This is a genomic window from Flavobacterium sp. N2270, assembly GCF_025947225.1.
Classification (GTDB): Bacteria; Bacteroidota; Bacteroidia; order Flavobacteriales; family Flavobacteriaceae; genus Flavobacterium.
The window spans coordinates 934,290-953,765 of the sequence record NZ_CP110005.1; the positions used below are offsets into that span (position 1 = coordinate 934,290).

Sequence of the window (19,476 nt, forward strand, 5' to 3'; positions counted from 1 at the left end):
AATATGTTAAAATTCGATACTATTCGTCCCTATTATGATTCTGAAGTAAATGAAGCGCTTTGTACTTCGTTGAATCATCCTATGATGAAAGCAATGATGCAGTTTACTTTTCCTAATGTCGATGATGAAGTTTGGAAGGAACAATTAAAAAGAACACATTCAATTAGAGATTTTCAGATTAACTTCGTTTATAAATCAATAAAGAAAGTTTTAGAAACAACTTCAGAAGGATTAACTACATCTGGATTCGAAAAATTAGAACCTAATACTTCTTATTTATTTATTTCAAACCATAGAGACATAATTTTAGACACTTCATTGTTGAATGTTTCATTATATGATCATGGTTTAGTTATGACTGCTTCAGCCATTGGAGATAACTTGGTAAAAAAAGAGTTTGTTTTAAAACTTTCTAAGTTAAATCGAAATTTTTTAGTGCAAAGAGGTTTGTCTCCCAGAGAGTTGTTACAGAGTTCTAAATTAATGTCAGAATATATGTATCATTTACTTTCAAAAGAAAATCGTTCGGTTTGGATTGCACAACGAGAAGGAAGAACAAAAGACGGTAATGATGCAACTCATCCTGGCGTTTTGAAAATGTTAGCAATGGCTTCTGATGAGAAAAATTGTATCGATTATTTTAAGAAAATTAAAATTGTACCCGTTTCTATTTCTTATGAATATGACCCTACTGATGCTTTAAAAATGCCTCAATTATTAGCTCAAGCTAAAGATGAAGTATATATAAAAGATAAAAATGAGGATTTTATTACTTTGTTAAGTGGAATAATAGGGCAAAAGAAAAGAATTCATATTCATGTAGGTGATGTTTTGGATAACGAACTAGATGAAATAGCATTTGGAAATGATAATACTAATAAACAAATTCAAGCAGTTGCGCAGTTAATTGATGATTCTATTTTGCAATCGTATAAATTGTGGCCAACAAATTATATTGCATATGATATTTTAAATAACTCATCTACATTTTCTAATTTATATACTGAAAAAGAAAAACAACTTTTTGAAAGACGTTTGGAGTTGAGAATAAATTCAGATAATGATACTTTAAAAGAGGGTTTTTTAGCAATGTATGCTAATCCGGTGGTTAATAAGTTAAAGTACATAAATGCAATTAGTTAAACCAACAATTTTATTGATTTATACCGGCGGAACAATTGGTATGATTAAAGATTCATTAACTGGAGCTTTAAAAGCTTTTGATTTTAAAGAGTTGTTGGATAATATACCAGAAATTAACCTTTTAGATTGTAATGTTGCTACTGTTTCTTTTAATGAACCTATTGATTCATCAAACATGAATATTGAGCACTGGCAAAGTATTGCTTCTATAATTGAAGAAAATTACAGTTCTTATGATGGATTTGTTGTGCTTCATGGTTCAGATACTATGTCATATAGTGCTTCTGCGTTAAGTTTTATGCTAGAAAACCTTGGAAAGCCTGTTGTTTTTACAGGTTCTCAATTACCCATAGGAGATTTGAGAACTGATGCAAAAGAAAATTTAATTACAGCAATTCAAATAGCTTCATTGCAAAAAAAAGGAAAGCCTATAATTCAAGAAGTTTGTTTGTATTTTGAGTACAAATTATATCGTGGAAATAGAACAACTAAAATATCTGCTGAACATTTTAATGCTTTTATGTCTCCAAACTTTCCTGAATTAGCTGAATCTGGCGTTCACTTAAGAGTAAATGATACTGTTATTATAAAGCAGCAGCACAACAAGAAATTAATTGTAAATAAAGGGCTAGACGACAATGTTTTTATTTTAAAATTATTTCCAGGAATTAATAAGAATGCACTAGAAGCAATAATTAATATTAAAAATATAAAAGGAATTGTCCTCGAAACGTATGGTTCTGGAAATGCATTAAGTGAAAAATGGTTTGTAGATATATTACAAAAAGCAATAAATAATAATATTCACGTTATTAATGTAACACAATGTAGTGGGGGTACCGTTTCAATGGGGCAATATGAGACCAGTACAAAGCTAAAAAACATAGGTGTTATATCGGGCTTTAACATAACGACTGAGGCTGCAATTACAAAATTAATGTATTTATTAGGTAAAAATGTTTCTAGTTCAGTCTTTAAAACTATTTTTGAGACATCATTAAGAGGAGAAATGCATTAAAAAGAGAGTTTTAACTTTTGTACATCATTTTTTTTATGTTATTTAGCACCTTGAAAAATTAGATATTTTTTTACAGTTAATAAATGATTGTTTGTTTGTTTAAATCAGGCAAGAAAAGGTTTAACGCTATTTATAAAAAGCGTTATTTTATTTTATTTTTTTAGTTGTAAATATTATTTTTAAGTTTCATAAATATTTTTATACCTTTAACCCAATTAACTAATTAAAATTTAAGAACAAAAGCAATGAAAAGATTATTTTCTATTTTAGCAATCACTGGGCTTATGACTTTCGGAAATGTTCAGGCACAAGATTCTACTCAAACTGAGGAAGTAGCAACAGAACAAGTACAAGAAACTGCTGCTGATGAAACAGCTGCTGTAGCTACAGAAGAAGCTGCTGCAGAACCAACTTTTACACAAAAAATGAAAACACGTTTCATTGAAGGTGGACCAGCATTTATGGGAATTGTATTAATCTGTTTAATTTTAGGATTAGCAATTGCTATTGAAAGAATTATTTATTTAAATCTTTCTACTACAAATACAAAAAAATTAATCTCTGACGTAGAAGATGCGTTAAAATCTGGAGGTGTTGATGCAGCTAAAGAAGTTTGTAGAAATACAGCTGGACCTGTAGCTTCTATCTTTTACCAAGGTTTAGATAGACATTCACATGGTATTGAATCTGCTGAAAAAGCGGTTGTTGCTTACGGTGGTGTTCAAATGGGACAATTAGAGAAAAACGTTTCTTGGATTTCTTTATTTATCGCATTAGCTCCGATGTTAGGATTCATGGGAACAGTAATTGGTATGATTGAAGCATTTGACCAAATTCAATCTGCAGGTTCTATGGAGCCATCATTAGTTGCTGGAGGTATTAAAGTTGCCTTATTAACTACTGTATTTGGACTTATTGTTGCTATTATTTTACAAATTTTCTATAATTATATTATCGCTAAAATCGATTCTATCGTTAATGATATGGAAGACGCTTCAATTAGCTTAATTGATGTATTGTCTGATTACAAAAAATAATAACTCATAAATAATAGTAACTATTATGAACTTACATAAGTTAACAAAAATAGCAGCTATTGTCATTTCAGTTTTAAGTATTGTTTTCTTAGCAGGACTTATGGCAGGTGACGATGATGCAAATAACAGTTGGATTTCTCCACTAATATATATGTCATATTTTGTGCTAGCAGCTTGTGTTGCAATAGTATTAGTATATGTACTTAAAAACTTGTTCTCTAACAAAGAAAATCTAAAGAAAACTATGGTTTCTGTAGGATTGTTTTTAGCAGTAGTTCTTGTTTCTTTTATATTAGCTGATGGATCTGATGTAAAAGTTGGAGATGAAGTTGTTACAGGAATGACTTCTAAATTAGTAAGTACTGGTCTATGGATGTTTTATATTTTAGCTTTTGTTTCTATTGGAACAATGGTTTGGACAGGACTTAATAAATTTAAAAAATAATTATGGCAAAAAGAGAAGCACCAGAGGTAAATGCCGGTTCTATGGCAGATATTGCTTTCCTGCTTTTGATCTTCTTTTTGGTTACTACTACCATTGGAGTAGATCAGGGAATCAATCGACTTTTGCCTAGGTATGAAGAGAACCCTCCAGTACCTCCAATAAATGAAAGAAATATTTTACCTGTATTAGTTAACAAAGACAATCAATTGTTAGTTAATGAAAAGGTAATTGATATTAAAGAATTGAGACAAACTGCCATTGATTTCTTAGAAAACAATGGTGAAGGTAATTGTAATTACTGTTTCACAGGGAAAAAGAATCCAAATTCTTCTGACCATCCAGACAAAGCTGTTATATCTTTATCAAATGATGGTTTAACATCTTATGGAACTTATATCGCTGTTCAAAACGAATTAGTTGCAGCTTATACTTTCTTAAGAGATAGAGAATGTAAAAGAAGATACAACATGTCTTTTTCTGAAATGGAATATATTTACAATGATCCTGCTTCAAAAGCAACCGAAGGTTTAATCGAAGATTTAGAGCCTAAAGTAAAGTTGATTCAAGATATGTTTCCTATGAGACTTTCTGAAGCAGAACCAAAAAAGAACTTTTAACCTTTAAATTTTAGAAACATGTCTAAGTTTAAAAAGAAAAAATCAGGAGGAATTCCTGCAATTTCTACAGCATCTTTACCGGATATTGTATTTATGCTATTGTTCTTCTTTATGACTGCTACAACAATGAAAGATAGCGACTTAAAGATTGAAAACAAGTTGCCAAAGGCTAACCAAACTGCAAAGTTGCATAAAAAACAATATGTAATGTATATTTATGCTGGTAAACCAAGTGAACGATATAGAAACACTTTAGGTGCTTCTGATCGTGTTCAAATGGCAGATAAAATAGCACCGGTTTCAGAAGTTAGAAATTTTGTTATTAATGAAAGAGCATCTCGTAATTCAGAAGATGAAAAATATTTAACTGCATCTCTAAAAATTGACAAGAATGTTAAGATGGGATTGGTTCAAGACATCAAGCAAGAATTAAGAAAAGTAGATCAATTAAAAGTGAATTATACTACTGCTCAAGGAAACCCTGTAGAGTAGTCACTTATTAAGTATATTTTAAAAAGGTACGCATTTGCGTACCTTTTTTTATTATTTTTATAAAAAAATATTAATGAAACCTTTTTTTACTTTATCGACATTTTTAATTTGTAGTTTCATTTTTGCACAAGATGTTGCTGTAAATAAAGTTCCTGATTCTCTATATAGGGAAGATCAGTTTTATGCTTCTTTAAATTATAATTTAGTACAAAATAAACCTTCAGGTTATAATCAATATTCTTTTTCTACCGGTTTGTCTATTGGTTTTATTAGAGATTTCCCAATTTCTAAAAATAGACACTGGGCTTTTGGGACTGGTTTTGGCTACTCTTATAATAATATAAAGCATAATTTAATTATTGAAGAAAATAGTACAGATATACAGTATAATGTTAACAGTAATTACAGTAAAAACAAATTAGTTTTACATTATTTAGAAGTTCCATTAGAAATAAGATGGCGAAATTCTACTGTCAATTCGCATAAATTTTGGCGTATATATACAGGTTTTAAGGTAAGTTATTTATTTGCTAGCAAATCTGTTTATACGATTAACGGAAGTGATGATTTAATCAGAAATAATAAGGATTTAAATAAAATTCAATATGGACCTTACCTAAGCTGGGGTTATAATACCATTAACTTCTATGCTTATTACGGATTGAATTCTCTTTTTAAAGACACTAAATTATCAAACGGTGAAGATTTAAAATTAAATAATTTTAATATTGGTTTTATCTTTTATATACTATAATAACCAAAAATACCACAAACCTACCTGAGAAATTATTCCTATTATCAAGCCTACTAATAATTCCAAATTAGTATGTGATTTCATGTATAATCTTGAGGAAGCAACTAATCCAATGCATATAATAGATAAAGCAACGCTATTGACTAATGGTAATTCGTATAATGTTGCTAAACTGTAAATAAAAGTCGCTAATGAACTAATTCCAATCATATGAAGACTTGCTTTAAATTTCAATAATACAGAAATTAATGCCAATACACTACTTAAAAACCCACCAAGGAAAAAGTAATATAACTCAGGTAATTCATCTAATGAAACACTAAAATTTAATAAAAAAAACAGCAGTAACGCCTGAATAGTTATAGGTATTCGTCTTTCTTTTAAATTAGCTTCAGTAAATGATGAAATTACACCTATAGAAACAAATAAAAAATAAAGTGATAGCGGAAGTAATAATGTTAGTATTGCAACTTGTATTAATATTAAATAAACCTTGTTTAGTGGAATATATTCATAACTAGGAGAAACTAAAAAATAAAATAGTGTTCCATAAATTGAAATAAATATTGGATGATATATGTATGAAAATAACGGAAGTACTTTCTTTAAAGCTGACATACTATATTTTTTTTCGTAAACGAGCCACCGGAATATCTAATTGCTCTCTATATTTTGCAATAGTTCTTCTGGCAATAGGATATCCTTTTTCTTTTAATTCTTCAGCAAGTTTATCGTCTGGGAAAGGTTTTCTTTTGTCCTCTGTTTCAATTATTTTTTGAAGGATATTTTTTATTTCGATTGTAGAAACATCTTCACCTTGATCGTTTTTCATTGCTTCGCTAAAAAACTCTTTAATCAGTTTTGTTCCGTAAGGAGTATCTACATATTTACTATTCGCAACTCTAGAAACTGTAGAAATATCTAAACCTACTAAATCAGCAATGTCTTTTAAAATCATTGGTTTTAACTTAGTTTCATCTCCTTCTAAAAAATATTCCATTTGATAATGCATAATTGCATTCATGGTAACATATAAGGTTTCTTGACGTTGTTTAATAGCGTCTATAAACCATTTTGCAGCATCTAATTTTTGTTTGATAAACTGAACTGCATCTTTTTGAGAATTACTTTTTTCGCTAGTGTCTTTATAACTTCTTAGCATTTCTTGATAATCTTTTGAAATGTGAAGTTCTGGCGCGTTTCTTCCGTTTAAAAGTAGTTCAAGTTCATCCTCAACTATTCTTATTGTAAAATCTGGAATAACGTGCTCAATTGGTTTTAAATTGCTGTCAAAAGCACCTCCTGGTTTTGGGTTTAGTTTTTCAATTTCTTCAATTCCCTTTCTTAACTGTTCTTTAGAAATATCATATTTCTGAATCAATTTTTCATAATGCTTTTTGGTAAATGCGTCAAATTGATTCTCAATAATGTCAATAGCTAATTCAACTGCTTCTGAAGGAGTTTTGTGTTTTAATTGTAATAATAAACATTCTTGTAAATCTCTTGCGCCCACACCGGCAGGTTCAAGTTCTTGTACAATTAGTAAAATACGCTCTACTGTTTCATTGTCTGAATAAACGCCTTGAGTGAAAGCTAAATCATCTACAATATCTTGAATGGTTCTTCTAATGTAGCCCATGTCATCAATGCTTCCTACTAAAAATTCAGCTATAACTCGTTCTTCATCATTTAAAATAAAAGTATTTAATTGATTAAGCAGGTCTTGATGAAAACTGATAACCGCAGCATGAGGCATTGATTTTTCTTCGTCATCATCACTGTAATTATTAGATTGATATTTATAATCGGGAGTTTCGTCGTTACTTAAATATTCGTCAATGTTAATGTCTTCAGTGTCAATTCTTTCGTTGTCATAATCATCATTATTATAATCATCAGTATCATTATAATCGTCTAGTTCAGAAGTTTCCTCTTTACCGTTTTCTAATGCAGGGTTTTCAACTAATTCTTCTTGAAGACGTTGTTCAAAAGCTTGTGTAGGCAATTGAATTAACTTCATCAACTGAATTTGCTGAGGAGATAGTTTTTGTGATAATTTGAATTGTAAACTATGCTTTAACATTAATTTTATTTGTGTATTTGTTAATTTGGTTATTTGTAAAGTTAAGAACAAATAACCAAATTAACGAATTAACAATTTATTTTAAAATTCGGCGTTTTGTGGTGTTCTTGGGAAAGGTATTACATCGCGAATGTTAGACATTCCTGTTACGAATAAAACCAATCTTTCAAATCCTAATCCAAATCCTGAATGAACCGCAGAACCAAATTTTCTAGTGTCTAAGTACCACCAAAGTTCTTCTTCTTCAATTCCTAAAGCTTTCATTTTTTCTATTAAGATATCTAAACGCTCTTCACGTTGAGAACCACCAACAATTTCACCAATTCCAGGGAATAATATATCCATTGCTCTTACGGTTTCTTTTCCTGGTTCAGTATTGTCGTTCAAACGCATGTAAAATGCTTTGATTTTTGCAGGATAATCAAATAAAATTACCGGACATTTAAAGTGTTTTTCAACTAAGAAACGTTCGTGCTCACTTTGTAAATCAGCCCCCCATTCTTCAATAATATAATTGAATTTTTTCTTTTTGTTTGGAGTTGAATTTTTTAAAATATCAATAGCCTCAGTATAAGAAACGCGTTTGAAATTATTTTCGGTAATGAAGTTTAATTTTTCAAGTAAACTCATTTCGCTTCTTTCAGCCTGAGGTTTTGTTTTTTCTTCTTGAAGTAAACGGTCATTTAAGAAGTTCAAGTCGTCCTCACATTTATTAAGTGTGTATTTGATAACATTTTTGATAAAATCTTCCGCTAAATCCATGTTAGCGTCTAAATCATTAAAAGCAACCTCTGGTTCAATCATCCAAAACTCTGCCAAGTGGCGAGATGTGTTTGAGTTTTCAGCTCTAAATGTTGGTCCGAAAGTATATACTTGACCTAAGGCCATTGCATAGGTTTCAGCTTCTAATTGTCCAGAAACGGTTAAGTTAGTTTCTTTACCAAAGAAATCTTCTTTGTAATTTACTTTTCCTTCTTCAGTTCTTGGAGTTTTGTCAAATGGTAAAGCAGTTACTTTAAACATTTCACCAGCTCCTTCCGCATCACTTCCTGTAATAATAGGTGTGTTTACATAGAAAAAACCATTTTCTTGAAAATATTGATGTACTGCAAATGAAAGTGTAGAACGAACTCTCATAATTGCGCTAAATGTATTAGTTCTTACCCTTAAATGAGCATTTTCTCTCAAAAACTCTAAAGAGTGTTTTTTAGGTTGCATTGGAAATTTTTCAGCATCGCTATCTCCTAAAATTTCTATTTGTGAAACCTGAATTTCTACAGATTGTCCTTTTCCTTGACTCTCCTGTAATGTTCCTTTTACACAAACTGCAGCACCAGTAGTTATTCTTTTTAAAGTTTCATCAGGTGTGTTTTCGAAATCAACAACACACTGAATATTATGAATGGTAGAACCGTCATTTAATGCAATAAATTGATTGTTTCTAAATGTTCTTACCCAACCTTTAGCAGTTACTTCTTGTAATGTTTTTGTACTATTTAAAAGGTCTTTAACTTTAATATGTTTCATCTTTCTATTTATTTTTTTGATTTGATATGCTCAAATCGTACTGTATAATGAATGCAAATATAATTATTAATTTGTTGAGATTTCATCATCTGAATCATCTGCTAGAATATCTATAGTAGGCTCTAAAAATTCTTCTTTATTGGCTATTGTTTTTTCTAATGAAAGTAACAATGCGGGTAATAATATTAAATTAGAAAGCATAGCAAAAAGTAATGTTGCGGCTACTAATCCTCCTAAAGCTACGGTTCCACCAAAACTAGAAAGTGTAAATACCGAAAACCCAAAAAACAATACTACCGAAGTGTAAAACATACTTACACCAGCTTCTTTCATAGTGCTGAAAACTGAACGTTTAATTCTCCAATTATTAGCAATTAATTCTTGACGGTATTTTGCCAAAAAGTGAATGGTGTCATCAACTGATATACCAAATGCAATACTAAAAACTAATATTGTTGATGGTTTAATTGGTACTCCTAAAAAGCCCATTAATCCAGCTGTGATGATTAATGGTAGTAAGTTTGGAACTAATGAAACAACAATCATTTTAAACGATCTGAATAAATATGCCATTAATAATGATATCAATACAATAGCAAATAACAATGATAGAACTAGATTTTTAACAAGATAATGGGTTCCTTTTTCAAAAACGTAGGCTTTACCTGTCATTGTAACTATATACCGTTCACTTGGGAAAAGTTTGTTAATTTTTTCTTGTAAACGTTCTTCAATTTTTTCCATTTTATCAGTACCTATGTCTCTCATAAAAGTGGTTACTCTTGCATATTGCCCTGTGCTATCTACATAGCTTTTCATCATATTTTGATTGCCGTTTGTAGACTTTTTAATGTATGATAAAATAAAGGCTTCTTCTTGTTTTGTAGGTAATTCATAATATTCAGGATTGCCATTATAATATGCTTGCTTTGAGTATTTTACTAAATTAACAATAGAAACAGGTTTAGATAATTCAGGAATTTCTTCAATTGTTTCTTGAAGTTCGTTTATTCTTTTTAATGTGACAGATTTTAATGCACCTTTTTTTCTTTTTGTGTCAATCATTATTTCAAGTGGCATTACACCATCGAATTCATTTTCATAAAATAAAATATCATCAAAAAAACCTGTTTTCTTAGGCATATCTTCAATGATACTTCCCGAAATTTTTATTTGATACATACCAATAATACCAAGTACTAACAATACAATTGCAGTGCTATACACTTTAACAGTATGATTTTTTACTATATTTTCTGTCCAATCAACGAAAGACTTAATATAGTTTTTTCCTAAGTGAGCTAAATGCTTTTCTTTTGGAAGTGGCATGTAACTGTATATGATAGGAATAATAATTAAACACAAGAAAAATAAAAAGATGATGTTTAATGAAGCAACAATACCAAATTCGGTAAGTAATTCGCTATCAGTAGCTATGAAAGTAGCAAAGCCAGCTGCAGTAGTTAAATTAGTCATTAAAGTTGCGTTTCCAACTTTAGAAATTACACGTTGTAATGATTTTGCTTTATTACCGTGTTTTTTTATTTCTTGTTGGTACTTATTGATTAAGAAAATACAATTTGGAATACCAATTACAATGATTAGCGGCGGAATTATTGCTGTAAGCACTGTTATTTCGTAATTTAATAAACCCAGTGTTCCAAATGACCACATTACGCCAATAATTACAATACACATTGATATTAAAGTGGCTCTAAAACTTCTAAAGAAAAAGAAAAATAACAATGAAGTAATAAATAACGCAGCAAATACAAACAGTCCAATTTCACTAATTATGCTTTGAGAGTTTAAAGTACGGATGTAAGGCATTCCTGAAATTCGTAAATCTATTCCGCTTTCTTTTTCAAATTTAGCAACTTTTTCTTTGCTTAGATATTTTAATATAAAATCTTTACGTGCAGCAGTGTTTACAATTTTTTTGTTCATGTAAATTGCAAATCGAACAGAACCTGTTTCTTTATTGAACAACATTCCTTCGTAGAACGGAAGATTGTTGTAGAATTCATGTTCTTTTTCTTTCAAATATTCAGGACTAAAATCCTCTTTATTGATAAAAGGAACAAGTTTAAATTTTTGATTTAAGGTGTCTTTTTTTAATACTTTTAAATCTTCAATTGATAAGGTAAAATCAACGGCTTTGTCTTTTTTTATTTCCCCAATAAAGTCTTCCCAAAGTAAAATATTTTTTTCGGTAAAAAAAGTAGAATCTTTAAAGCCTATCACTACTAGATTTCCTTCTTCTCCAAATTTATCTAGAAATGAATTGTATTCTTGATTAATGATATGATCGTCTGGCAATAGATTCGCTTCGGTATAAGTAAATCGCATGTTTTTCCATTGGAAAGCCATAAAAACAGTAAATAGTACTAATGTTATTAATAATATTATTCTGTTTCTTAAAATAAATCGTGCAATAAAATCCCAGAAGCTAGTGCTTAACCACTTTAACATGTTAAAAATTTTAGAGCGCAAAGGTAAGGAATATTGCTTAATTAGCTAAATTTCAAGCTAAAGAAAGAGAGGTTTATAGTCCTAAATCTATGAAATAAGAAATTTTAATAGATAAATTGTCGTCAAAACGAGCTAATTGATTAGGACCATATCTGTAAAATGCAGTTAGTCCTAAACCTTTATATATTTTATTCGCTTCAATTCCACTTTCGAAGAATCCTTTTTCTAATGATTTAAAAGCTAAACCAAGGTGTTTGTTTATATCGTCAATTTCTCCCCAAGCCATTCTAGTTACAATAGAAAACTCGGGTGTTATTTTGTAACCTAAATCTATTTTATTAAAAGTATGTTTAAGCTGTAGTGATGTATATTTATTTGAAAAGAACTCGTTGTAATACATGGTTTCAAAGCTGTTTTTGCCAGCAAATGTTAGTCTTTCCAAAATGGCATCTTTGTTAATGTTGTTTGGGGCAACACTATATAAATGAGTCAATGGAACATCGCCAAAAGCTATTCCTCCTTGAAATACAATTGAACTTTTTTGCCCAGATAAATATGGTAATTCATAGAATGTTTTGAAGTCAATTTTCGAAAAAGTAAAATCATTTCCTAGAACATCAGGAATAGTTTGCGTGTATTGTAATGAAAATTTTGGGTGACGTTTTTCAATTTCAATTACTCCTAGAGGAGTACTCATGTAATTGCTAAACGGATTCCATTGTAAGCCAAGTAATACAGACGAAATGGAATATTGAGTATAATTCATCCCGTTATTAACAAAAGTATAATCAAATAAGGGTTGAATTTCATTTTGTGAAATAGAGAAATAGCTGCTTAATTTTGGTAAAACTTTACTTTCTAAAATTACTGCAGCAGTTTTAATGTTGTAAAAAGTTGAAATATTAATTGGTCGAGGATCATATAGCCTAAATTTTCTAGAATCGGTAACAAAACTAGTTTGTGCGAGTTCACTTACATCATCAGAATATGAGGCACTTAGCCAGGTTTCACTTTTATTATTTAATAAGTATGAAGGTGTTATTCCGTATTTAAATTGATTGTCTTTTAATCCGTAAGCTCCATAAAAACCAACCTTATATTTTTCTGATAATTTTGAATTTGTTACTCCGCCGAGTCCAAGTCTAAACCCTTCATAGTTGTTGTATTTAACTATTGTTCTTAAGTCTAAATCAATTATATTTATTGGTACGTAACCGTTAATTATTTTTTTACCTAAAAATAACCTGTGTTCAATTTTGTTTGCAGTAGATAAACTGTCTAATGACACATAAGTTTTTAATTTTCTTTTATCAATAGAATCTTTAGCAAATCCTGCCCAATATTTTTCATCTTTATTAAAACTACTTTTTGGTAATTCAATTTTAATTTTTGGTTCATTTATTACAATTTCTTTACCAATTTCTAAATCGAAAGGTGTTGATTCGATAGTTAAATAGGCTCTGTCGCTCGCATTTTTACTAATTTTTTCTTCAGAACTTGAGTTAAATTTAATGGTGCTTCCTAAAATTTTTAAATCTTGATTATTCGTTCCTTTTTTTACATAAAACATTCTCTTTTTAGGAAACCAAATTTTATGTTCTTTTAAATAATCAAAAGTATAAGTTGCTTCTATATTTACAATTCCGTAAATTCTAAATTGTGCTTTAGAGATAGCATAACTTTCTGCATCAATATATAAAAGACCTCTTAATCTATTTGAACGAATTTTTTTAGGTTGAAAATAAACACGATATGTTTTTCTTCCTTGATGTTGAATACTGTCTATTAAGTTATAGACATATAACCTTCTTCCTATATTAGAAATAGGGTTTTGTAAAGGTGTTTCTAAAATTTCAAAAGGGTTTTCATAAACCGAATAGGATAATAATTTTAATCCTAAATATTCATAAATAGGTTCTTTGAAACCAGCCATTCTTGTAGCGAGAATAGTTTCTTTTTGTGTGCCTTTATTTTGTTGAATTAAATTTACTTTTTCAGTTTGATAAATGTGATTTTTCTCTACTAACTTTTTAAATCTGTAGTTCGATGAATCTAATTTTATTTTGTGTTTTCCAAAAATTGATTTTTTGTGGATGGTATCAATTTTTCCTGAAATGCTATCAGGATTTGCACTAATTTGAAGGTATTCGTAATTTTTATATTCAAAGTTTAAAAATACTTTTTCAGGATCATTTTTACTTTGATTGTCGTAAACTTTTTTAACAATAAGATTTACTTTTTGATCAGAATAAATTTCATTGTTTTTAATATTGATGTTAGTTATCATTTTAACAACAAATAATTTTTCGTTGTTTACAGGATAGCATGATTTTTCATAATATCCTTTGTAGGTAACATAAACAGGTTTTTTAAAATCAGATACAACTAATGAAAACTTTCCTTCCCAATCTGTCATAAAAGTTTTGCTTTCATAAGTTATTTTAGCAAATGCAACAGGTATAGTTGTGTCAAAATCAACTACTTGGCCATTTATTTTAGTTTGTGCCACTAAAAAATTACTAAGAAAGAAAATTACTAAAATTAGAATCTGTTTCATTCAATGAATTTGAAATGCTAAAGTACTATTTTTTAAATAAAAAATCCCGAGTAAATCGGGATTTTAATGTAATTAAACTTTCATTATTTCCGCTTCTTTTACAGAAAGAACTTCGTCTATTTTTTTGATATAAGCGTCTGTTAGCTTTTGGATTTCTTCTTCAGCAGATTTACAAATGTCTTCAGAAGTTCCGTTTTTCTCTTCTTTTTTAATATCGTTATTGGCATCTTTACGAGCATTTCTAATGCCTATTTTTGCATCTTCAGCTTCAGCTTTAGCTTGTTTAGCTAAATCTTTCCTTCTTTCCTCAGTTAATGGTGGAATATTAATAATAATATTATCTCCATTATTCATTGGGTTTAAGCCTAAATTAGCAATCATAATTGCTTTTTCAATAGCTTGTAACATAGGTTTTTCCCAAGGCGTAACTGTTAATGTTCTTGCGTCTGCAGCATTAATATTTGCAACTTGAGACAATGGAGTTTGAGAGCCATAATAGTCTACAAATACTCCACCTAACATTTGAGGAGAAGCTTTTCCTGCTCTAATGTTTAAAAATTCTTTTTCTAAATGAGCAATAGATCCATTCATTGATTCTTTTGCTTCGTCTATTATAAAATTAATTTCTTCAGTCATTTTTTTAGATTTTTGGATTTTTTAGATTTTTAGACAAGCCTATCCTGACATTCTAAAATTCTTTATATCTATTTTTCTACTTATATTGTTACTGTTGTTCCTATTGTTTCTCCTTCACAAACTTTTAATAAGTTACCGTCTTTATTCATGTCAAAGACAATAATAGGTAATTTATTTTCTTGACTTAAAGTAAAAGCTGTTGTGTCCATTACATTTAATCCTTTGGCTAAAACGTCTTCAAATGAAATGAAGTCAAATTTTATAGCTGATTTATCTTTTTCAGGATCTGCATTATAAACACCATCTACTCTAGTTCCTTTTAAGATAACATCTGCGCCAACTTCAACTCCTCTTAAAACAGCTGCAGTATCTGTTGTGAAATAAGGATTTCCTGTTCCTGCTCCAAAAATGACAATTCGTCCTTTTTCTAAATGACGAGTTGCTTTTCTTTTAATATAAGGTTCGGCAATTGCTTCAATTTTTAGTGCAGTTTGTAATCTTGTTTGCATTCCTGCTTCTTCAAGAGCACCTTGTAGTGCCATTCCGTTAATTACAGTTGCAAGCATTCCCATATAATCTCCTTGAACTCTGTCCATTCCATTACTTGCTCCAGCAACACCTCTAAAAATATTCCCTCCTCCTATAACAATAGCAATTTCTATACCTTTGTCGTGAATTTGCTTTATTTCTTGCGCGTACTCAGCAAGTCTCATAGGATCAATTCCATATTGTCTATCGCCCATTAAAGCTTCACCACTCAGTTTAAGAAGAATTCTTTTGTATTTCATTTGTTTTGTTATTTTTACAGTGCAAATATAAATATATATCTATTGCAAAAAAAATGTAGTTTAAATTATACTTCTAAATCACTAAATGCATTTTTTGCTTCATCGTAACCAATTTTAAAAATAGCATCCATTTTTACTTTATTTGTTTCAAAAGTACTAAATTTAGAAAGTTCTTTTGGTTCAATAACTAAATCGCATAAACTAAATTTTTGATAGTTTCCATGTGCAGAAAGTAAATCGAAAGCTCTAGTTGTTACTGCTTTAATTGAATTTAAATCTTTTTCTACAATATCTTGAATAGGACTTACATAAACTCCAATTACACTATCGCATCTTCCTTGAATTAAATCGGTAGGAAAATGGTTTAAAATTCCACCATCACTATATAAATTTTTATTTATTTTATACGGCGATATTATTCCTGGAAATGCTGAAGATGCTAATACAGCTTCTGATAATTTTGTGTCGGGTTTAAAAATTTTTAATTTTCCTTTTACCATATCAGTTGCGGTAATTATAATTGGAATTTCTAAATCGCCAATTTTTGTTTCCCCAAAAATTTTATCAAAATAATCTTTAAATGATTCTGAGTCAACTATACCGGCTTTTTTTAAAGTAAAATGACTCCAATGAAAGAAGTAAATGGATTTAAAAAAGGAAAGAATTTCATTTGGTGTTTTGCCAAATGCATATAAAGCTGCAATTATTGCACCTGCACTCGTGCCGCTAATTATTGAAGGTTTAATTTTTTCTTCTTCTAAAAATTTAATAACTCCAGCATGAGCAATTCCTTTTGAACCTCCTCCTGATAATACTAATCCAACATTTTTAGAATTTAAATCCATGATAAATTTTGAGTTATGTAATAAAACTTACATTCTGTTTTCAAAATTAGAATTAATTTTGTCAAGTAAATATAATTATGATGAAAAATTTAATTGAAAAGGCTTTAGAAAACAGTTTTTCTTACATATCGTACAGAGAACATGTTTCAAAATTAATACAAGAAGGAAAATCTACAGGACACACACAATCAGAAGATTTGTTGCATTATTCTGAATTAAATGAATCAAGATTAAAACGTCTTGATAAAACAATAAAAGTAGTTCCGGAAATTGAAAATCAATTAAGCAATTTATCTAAAAAGCACATTTGGTTGGTTATTGCAGAAGGTTGGTGTGGAGATGCTGCTCAAATTTTACCTATAATTAATAAAATGGCAGAAATTTCAAGTTTTATTGATTTAAAAATTGTGCTAAGAGATGATAATGATGAGTTAATGAGTCAGTTTTTAACTAATGGAGGCAAAGCTATTCCTAAGTTAATAATTTTGGATGAAAATAATAATGTGATTGCCGATTGGGGGCCGAGACCAGAACCTGCAAGAAGACTTATTGCCGATTATAAAGCTGCAAATGGAGTAGTAGATGAGCCAGTTAAAATTGAATTGCAAAAATGGTATTTACACGATAAAGGCATTACAACTCAAAATGAAATAATGGCATTAATGACTAAAGAGGTTTTAGTCTAGAGTTCCAATAATTTTTAATTTGTTTGAAGTAGAAATTCCTCCAGGGTTACAACCTAGTTTTCCTTCTGGAATTTCTATTTCTAATTTATCGTAATATTCTTGCCATACTTCAAAATACGTATCAGAATTTGGCGCTTTAAAAGTCATGGCTTGTAATTCGAAAAAAGGTTTTTTGTATGCGTCTAAGAAAGCATCATAAATTAATTCTGAACAGTAATAACTCCCATTATTGTATAAATAAGCTTCATCATAAGGAACGCCCATTTGATTTAATGAAAACGTAATTGCTTCTGGAATATATTTTCTAAACTTTCTTTTCAATCTTCCTACAAACATGGTTTCCTTTGTGTAAGATTTGAATTTTTCCAATGGAGTTAGTTGAACAGCATTTCCGGCTGCTTCAATAATATAAATGGAATCGTTTTGAATGTAAACCAATCCAAGATGACTAAAGTCTTTTCCTTTATAGCCTTCCGTAACTTGATTAATCGCATCACATAATGGACCACAGTTCATAGACTGAAAAATAAGATCACCTGTTTTAAGTTTTACATTTTGAGCAAAACTAAGTTGTGATATTAGAATTAAAATAAAAGCACTAAATTTCATTTAGCATATTCTTTTCAAAAACCTCGGGTGTAACTGAATTTTCAACAGAATAATCTCCAATTTTTGTTCTTCGTAAAGCGGTTAAATGTCCACCAGATTGAAGTGCTAAACCAAAATCATAAGCAATAGAACGAATGTAGGTTCCTTTACTGCATTTTATTCTGAAATCAATTTCAGGCAATGCAATTCGAGTAATTTCAAATTCGTGAATAGTTGTTTTTCGAGCTTTAATTTCAACTTCTTCTCCAGCACGAGCATGTTCATATAAGCGTTTTCCGTCTTTTTTAATAGCTGAAAAAACAGGTGGTTTTTGATCAATTTCTCCTAAAAATTGCTTGATTGTTTCTTGAATTAAATCTTCGGTAATATGTTCTGTTGGAAAAGTTGCATCAACTTCTGTTTCTAAATCGTAAGATGGAGTTGTAGCTCCAACAGTAATGGTTCCTGTATATTCTTTGGCTTGCGCCTGAATTTCGGTAATTCTTTTGGTAAACTTTCCTGTACAAATAATTAGTAAACCTGTTGCTAAAGGGTCTAAAGTTCCAGCATGACCAATTTTAAATTTTTTTGGCAAATCATAATGCCTTTTTAAAGCATACTTTAATTTATTAACAGCCTGAAATGATGACCATGTCAACGGTTTGTCAATTAATAAAACTTGTCCTTCTAAAAGAGATTCTTTAGTCATTAAATGATAGTTAATTTCTGCACAAAAAAGTGAATGAATAAAATTGCAATTCCGGCTATAATTCTATAATAACCAAACATTTTAAATCCGTGCTTTGTAAGGTAACCAATGAATGATTTTATAGCAATTAAAGCAACAATAAATCCAACAACGTTTCCAATTATTAATAAATTGAATTGGTGGTCTGTTATTTCAAAACCTGCTTTATAATAATCATATAATTTTTTTACAGTTGCGCCTAACATGGTAGGAATAGCTAAGAAAAAAGAAAATTCTGCTGCTGAAGTTCGAGATAATTTCTGGCTCATTCCTCCAACAATACTTGCACCACTTCTAGAAACGCCGGGAATCATTGCTAAACATTGGAAAAAACCAATTTTTAGAGCAGTTAAATATGATATTTCTGTATTTTCAGAATTTCCAAACCATTCGTCTACTTTTAAAAGTAAAACTCCACCAATAATAAGTGAAATAGCCACAACTATTGGACTTTCTAGTAAACTGTCAATAAAATCATTTAATAAAAGACCAAAAACTACTGCAGGAATAAACGCTACAAATAATTTAAAGTAAAAATCCATACTTTGAAAAAAGCGCTTAAAATACAAAACCACTACAGAAAGTATTGTTCCAAGTTGAATTACAATGGTAAAAAGTTTGGTAAAATCATCGCCTGCAATTCCAAAAAAAGAAGAGGCAATAATCATGTGTCCAGTTGAAGAGACTGGTAAAAACTCTGTAATCCCTTCAATAATGGCAAGAATAATGGCTTGAAATATATTCATTATTTGTTTTTCTCTTTCTTAAAAATCGAATAAATCACAACTCCAAACCCTGCAAGAACAACAGTTGGAGCCAAACGAATACGTCTAAAATTAAAAATATCTTCATTAAAAACATTTGGATCATCACTTCCGCCGCCACTCATTAATATAAAGCCTAGAGCAATTATGCCAAGTCCAATTAAAAGAAATTTATAATTAACCTTATCAAATAAAAATTGAGGTTTGTTTTCGTTTTTCATGTGTTTTATATTTTTTTTAGATTCAGTTTAACAAATAAATGAACCAACAAATAAA

At 29.6% G+C, this 19,476-nt stretch carries 20 protein-coding genes; 8 read left to right on the forward strand and 12 right to left on the reverse strand.

Going from position 1 to position 19,476, the window contains the following annotated elements; all coding sequences use genetic code 11:
- Window positions 1-3: 3 nt before the first annotated feature.
- The 7 genes from OLM55_RS04280 (at window position 4) to OLM55_RS04310 (ending at window position 5,506) form a co-directional block, all read left to right on the forward strand.
- Window positions 4-1,143 (forward strand): 1-acyl-sn-glycerol-3-phosphate acyltransferase, encoded by a 1,140-nt coding sequence (locus tag OLM55_RS04280; RefSeq protein ID WP_264560183.1) that lies wholly within the window; start codon window positions 4-6, stop codon window positions 1,141-1,143.
- On the forward strand, window positions 1,130-2,161 hold the full coding sequence (locus OLM55_RS04285; RefSeq protein ID WP_264560184.1) for an asparaginase: 1,032 nt from the start codon (window positions 1,130-1,132) through the stop codon (window positions 2,159-2,161). Before OLM55_RS04280 ends, OLM55_RS04285 begins: the two co-directional genes overlap by 14 nt.
- A gap of 245 nt (window positions 2,162-2,406) precedes the next feature.
- Window positions 2,407-3,198, forward strand: coding sequence for a MotA/TolQ/ExbB proton channel family protein (locus OLM55_RS04290; protein WP_264560185.1), 792 nt, complete (start codon window positions 2,407-2,409; stop codon window positions 3,196-3,198).
- 25 nt (window positions 3,199-3,223) lie between these two features.
- The gene (locus tag OLM55_RS04295; RefSeq protein WP_264560186.1) at window positions 3,224-3,643 is read left to right on the forward strand and encodes a hypothetical protein; all 420 of its coding nucleotides are present in this window, start codon (window positions 3,224-3,226) and stop codon (window positions 3,641-3,643) included.
- 2 nt (window positions 3,644-3,645) lie between these two features.
- Complete coding sequence (locus tag OLM55_RS04300) at window positions 3,646-4,260, forward strand: ExbD/TolR family protein (protein WP_264560187.1); 615 nt, start codon at window positions 3,646-3,648, stop codon at window positions 4,258-4,260.
- Between the two features lie 18 nt (window positions 4,261-4,278).
- Window positions 4,279-4,752 (forward strand): ExbD/TolR family protein, encoded by a 474-nt coding sequence (locus tag OLM55_RS04305; RefSeq protein ID WP_264560188.1) that lies wholly within the window; start codon window positions 4,279-4,281, stop codon window positions 4,750-4,752.
- 73 nt (window positions 4,753-4,825) lie between these two features.
- Window positions 4,826-5,506 (forward strand): porin family protein, encoded by a 681-nt coding sequence (locus tag OLM55_RS04310; RefSeq protein WP_264560189.1) that lies wholly within the window; start codon window positions 4,826-4,828, stop codon window positions 5,504-5,506.
- On the opposite strand, the gene OLM55_RS04315 is transcribed toward OLM55_RS04310, so the two are convergent.
- From OLM55_RS04315 to OLM55_RS04350, 8 genes are all read right to left on the reverse strand, one after another.
- On the reverse strand, window positions 5,501-6,124 hold the full coding sequence (locus OLM55_RS04315) for a hypothetical protein (protein WP_264560190.1): 624 nt from the start codon (window positions 6,122-6,124) through the stop codon (window positions 5,501-5,503). The two genes, OLM55_RS04310 and OLM55_RS04315, sit on opposite strands and share 6 nt — an antisense overlap.
- A 1-nt stretch (window position 6,125) precedes the next feature.
- The gene (rpoN, locus tag OLM55_RS04320) at window positions 6,126-7,589 is read right to left on the reverse strand and encodes an RNA polymerase factor sigma-54 (protein ID WP_264560191.1); all 1,464 of its coding nucleotides are present in this window, start codon (window positions 7,587-7,589) and stop codon (window positions 6,126-6,128) included.
- Between the two features lie 81 nt (window positions 7,590-7,670).
- The gene (gene asnS, locus OLM55_RS04325) at window positions 7,671-9,116 is read right to left on the reverse strand and encodes an asparagine--tRNA ligase (protein WP_264560192.1); all 1,446 of its coding nucleotides are present in this window, start codon (window positions 9,114-9,116) and stop codon (window positions 7,671-7,673) included.
- 66 nt (window positions 9,117-9,182) lie between these two features.
- Complete coding sequence (locus OLM55_RS04330; protein WP_264560193.1) at window positions 9,183-11,588, reverse strand: efflux RND transporter permease subunit; 2,406 nt, start codon at window positions 11,586-11,588, stop codon at window positions 9,183-9,185.
- A 73-nt stretch (window positions 11,589-11,661) separates the two neighbouring features.
- Window positions 11,662-14,145: a DUF5686 family protein gene (locus OLM55_RS04335; protein WP_264560194.1), complete on the reverse strand. Its 2,484-nt coding sequence runs from the start codon at window positions 14,143-14,145 to the stop codon at window positions 11,662-11,664.
- Window positions 14,146-14,217: 72 nt separating this feature from the next.
- On the reverse strand, window positions 14,218-14,781 hold the full coding sequence (gene frr, locus OLM55_RS04340) for a ribosome recycling factor (protein WP_264560195.1): 564 nt from the start codon (window positions 14,779-14,781) through the stop codon (window positions 14,218-14,220).
- Window positions 14,782-14,861: 80 nt separating this feature from the next.
- A complete protein-coding gene (gene pyrH, locus OLM55_RS04345) occupies window positions 14,862-15,569 on the reverse strand; it encodes a UMP kinase (RefSeq protein ID WP_264560196.1) in 708 nt (235 codons plus the stop codon).
- Between the two features lie 65 nt (window positions 15,570-15,634).
- Complete coding sequence (locus OLM55_RS04350; protein WP_264560197.1) at window positions 15,635-16,414, reverse strand: patatin-like phospholipase family protein; 780 nt, start codon at window positions 16,412-16,414, stop codon at window positions 15,635-15,637.
- A gap of 77 nt (window positions 16,415-16,491) precedes the next feature.
- Here OLM55_RS04350 and OLM55_RS04355 point away from each other — a divergent pair, with 77 nt between their 5' ends.
- Window positions 16,492-17,100 (forward strand): thioredoxin family protein, encoded by a 609-nt coding sequence (locus tag OLM55_RS04355; protein ID WP_319800104.1) that lies wholly within the window; start codon window positions 16,492-16,494, stop codon window positions 17,098-17,100.
- Here OLM55_RS04355 and OLM55_RS04360 read toward each other — a convergent pair.
- The 4 genes from OLM55_RS04360 to OLM55_RS04375 are packed head-to-tail and all read right to left on the reverse strand — an operon-like array spanning window position 17,092 to window position 19,421.
- A complete protein-coding gene (locus tag OLM55_RS04360) occupies window positions 17,092-17,709 on the reverse strand; it encodes a YiiX/YebB-like N1pC/P60 family cysteine hydrolase (RefSeq protein WP_264560198.1) in 618 nt (205 codons plus the stop codon). The two genes, OLM55_RS04355 and OLM55_RS04360, sit on opposite strands and share 9 nt — an antisense overlap.
- Window positions 17,699-18,397: a tRNA pseudouridine(55) synthase TruB gene (truB, locus tag OLM55_RS04365; RefSeq protein ID WP_264560199.1), complete on the reverse strand. Its 699-nt coding sequence runs from the start codon at window positions 18,395-18,397 to the stop codon at window positions 17,699-17,701. The genes OLM55_RS04360 and truB overlap by 11 nt, the downstream gene beginning before the upstream one ends.
- On the reverse strand, window positions 18,397-19,182 hold the full coding sequence (locus OLM55_RS04370; RefSeq protein ID WP_264560200.1) for an undecaprenyl-diphosphate phosphatase: 786 nt from the start codon (window positions 19,180-19,182) through the stop codon (window positions 18,397-18,399). The genes truB and OLM55_RS04370 overlap by 1 nt, the downstream gene beginning before the upstream one ends.
- A complete protein-coding gene (locus OLM55_RS04375; RefSeq protein WP_264560201.1) occupies window positions 19,182-19,421 on the reverse strand; it encodes a DUF3098 domain-containing protein in 240 nt (79 codons plus the stop codon). Before OLM55_RS04375 ends, OLM55_RS04370 begins: the two co-directional genes overlap by 1 nt.
- Window positions 19,422-19,476: the final 55 nt, after the last annotated feature.

What these genes read in the sequence shown, in the direction of transcription:
- OLM55_RS04280 (WP_264560183.1), top strand. Translation starts at nt 4, where the DNA reads ATGTTAAAATTCGATACTATTCGTCCCTATTATGATTCTGAAGTAAAT.
- OLM55_RS04285 (WP_264560184.1), top strand. Translation starts at nt 1,130, where the DNA reads ATGCAATTAGTTAAACCAACAATTTTATTGATTTATACCGGCGGAACA.
- OLM55_RS04290 (WP_264560185.1), top strand. Translation starts at nt 2,407, where the DNA reads ATGAAAAGATTATTTTCTATTTTAGCAATCACTGGGCTTATGACTTTC.
- OLM55_RS04295 (WP_264560186.1), top strand. Translation starts at nt 3,224, where the DNA reads ATGAACTTACATAAGTTAACAAAAATAGCAGCTATTGTCATTTCAGTT.
- OLM55_RS04300 (WP_264560187.1), top strand. Translation starts at nt 3,646, where the DNA reads ATGGCAAAAAGAGAAGCACCAGAGGTAAATGCCGGTTCTATGGCAGAT.
- OLM55_RS04305 (WP_264560188.1), top strand. Translation starts at nt 4,279, where the DNA reads ATGTCTAAGTTTAAAAAGAAAAAATCAGGAGGAATTCCTGCAATTTCT.
- OLM55_RS04310 (WP_264560189.1), top strand. Translation starts at nt 4,826, where the DNA reads ATGAAACCTTTTTTTACTTTATCGACATTTTTAATTTGTAGTTTCATT.
- OLM55_RS04315 (WP_264560190.1), bottom strand. Translation starts at nt 6,124, where the DNA reads ATGTCAGCTTTAAAGAAAGTACTTCCGTTATTTTCATACATATATCAT.
- rpoN (WP_264560191.1), bottom strand. Translation starts at nt 7,589, where the DNA reads ATGTTAAAGCATAGTTTACAATTCAAATTATCACAAAAACTATCTCCT.
- asnS (WP_264560192.1), bottom strand. Translation starts at nt 9,116, where the DNA reads ATGAAACATATTAAAGTTAAAGACCTTTTAAATAGTACAAAAACATTA.
- OLM55_RS04330 (WP_264560193.1), bottom strand. Translation starts at nt 11,588, where the DNA reads ATGTTAAAGTGGTTAAGCACTAGCTTCTGGGATTTTATTGCACGATTT.
- OLM55_RS04335 (WP_264560194.1), bottom strand. Translation starts at nt 14,145, where the DNA reads ATGAAACAGATTCTAATTTTAGTAATTTTCTTTCTTAGTAATTTTTTA.
- frr (WP_264560195.1), bottom strand. Translation starts at nt 14,781, where the DNA reads ATGACTGAAGAAATTAATTTTATAATAGACGAAGCAAAAGAATCAATG.
- pyrH (WP_264560196.1), bottom strand. Translation starts at nt 15,569, where the DNA reads ATGAAATACAAAAGAATTCTTCTTAAACTGAGTGGTGAAGCTTTAATG.
- OLM55_RS04350 (WP_264560197.1), bottom strand. Translation starts at nt 16,414, where the DNA reads ATGGATTTAAATTCTAAAAATGTTGGATTAGTATTATCAGGAGGAGGT.
- OLM55_RS04355 (WP_319800104.1), top strand. Translation starts at nt 16,492, where the DNA reads ATGATGAAAAATTTAATTGAAAAGGCTTTAGAAAACAGTTTTTCTTAC.
- OLM55_RS04360 (WP_264560198.1), bottom strand. Translation starts at nt 17,709, where the DNA reads ATGAAATTTAGTGCTTTTATTTTAATTCTAATATCACAACTTAGTTTT.
- truB (WP_264560199.1), bottom strand. Translation starts at nt 18,397, where the DNA reads ATGACTAAAGAATCTCTTTTAGAAGGACAAGTTTTATTAATTGACAAA.
- OLM55_RS04370 (WP_264560200.1), bottom strand. Translation starts at nt 19,182, where the DNA reads ATGAATATATTTCAAGCCATTATTCTTGCCATTATTGAAGGGATTACA.
- OLM55_RS04375 (WP_264560201.1), bottom strand. Translation starts at nt 19,421, where the DNA reads ATGAAAAACGAAAACAAACCTCAATTTTTATTTGATAAGGTTAATTAT.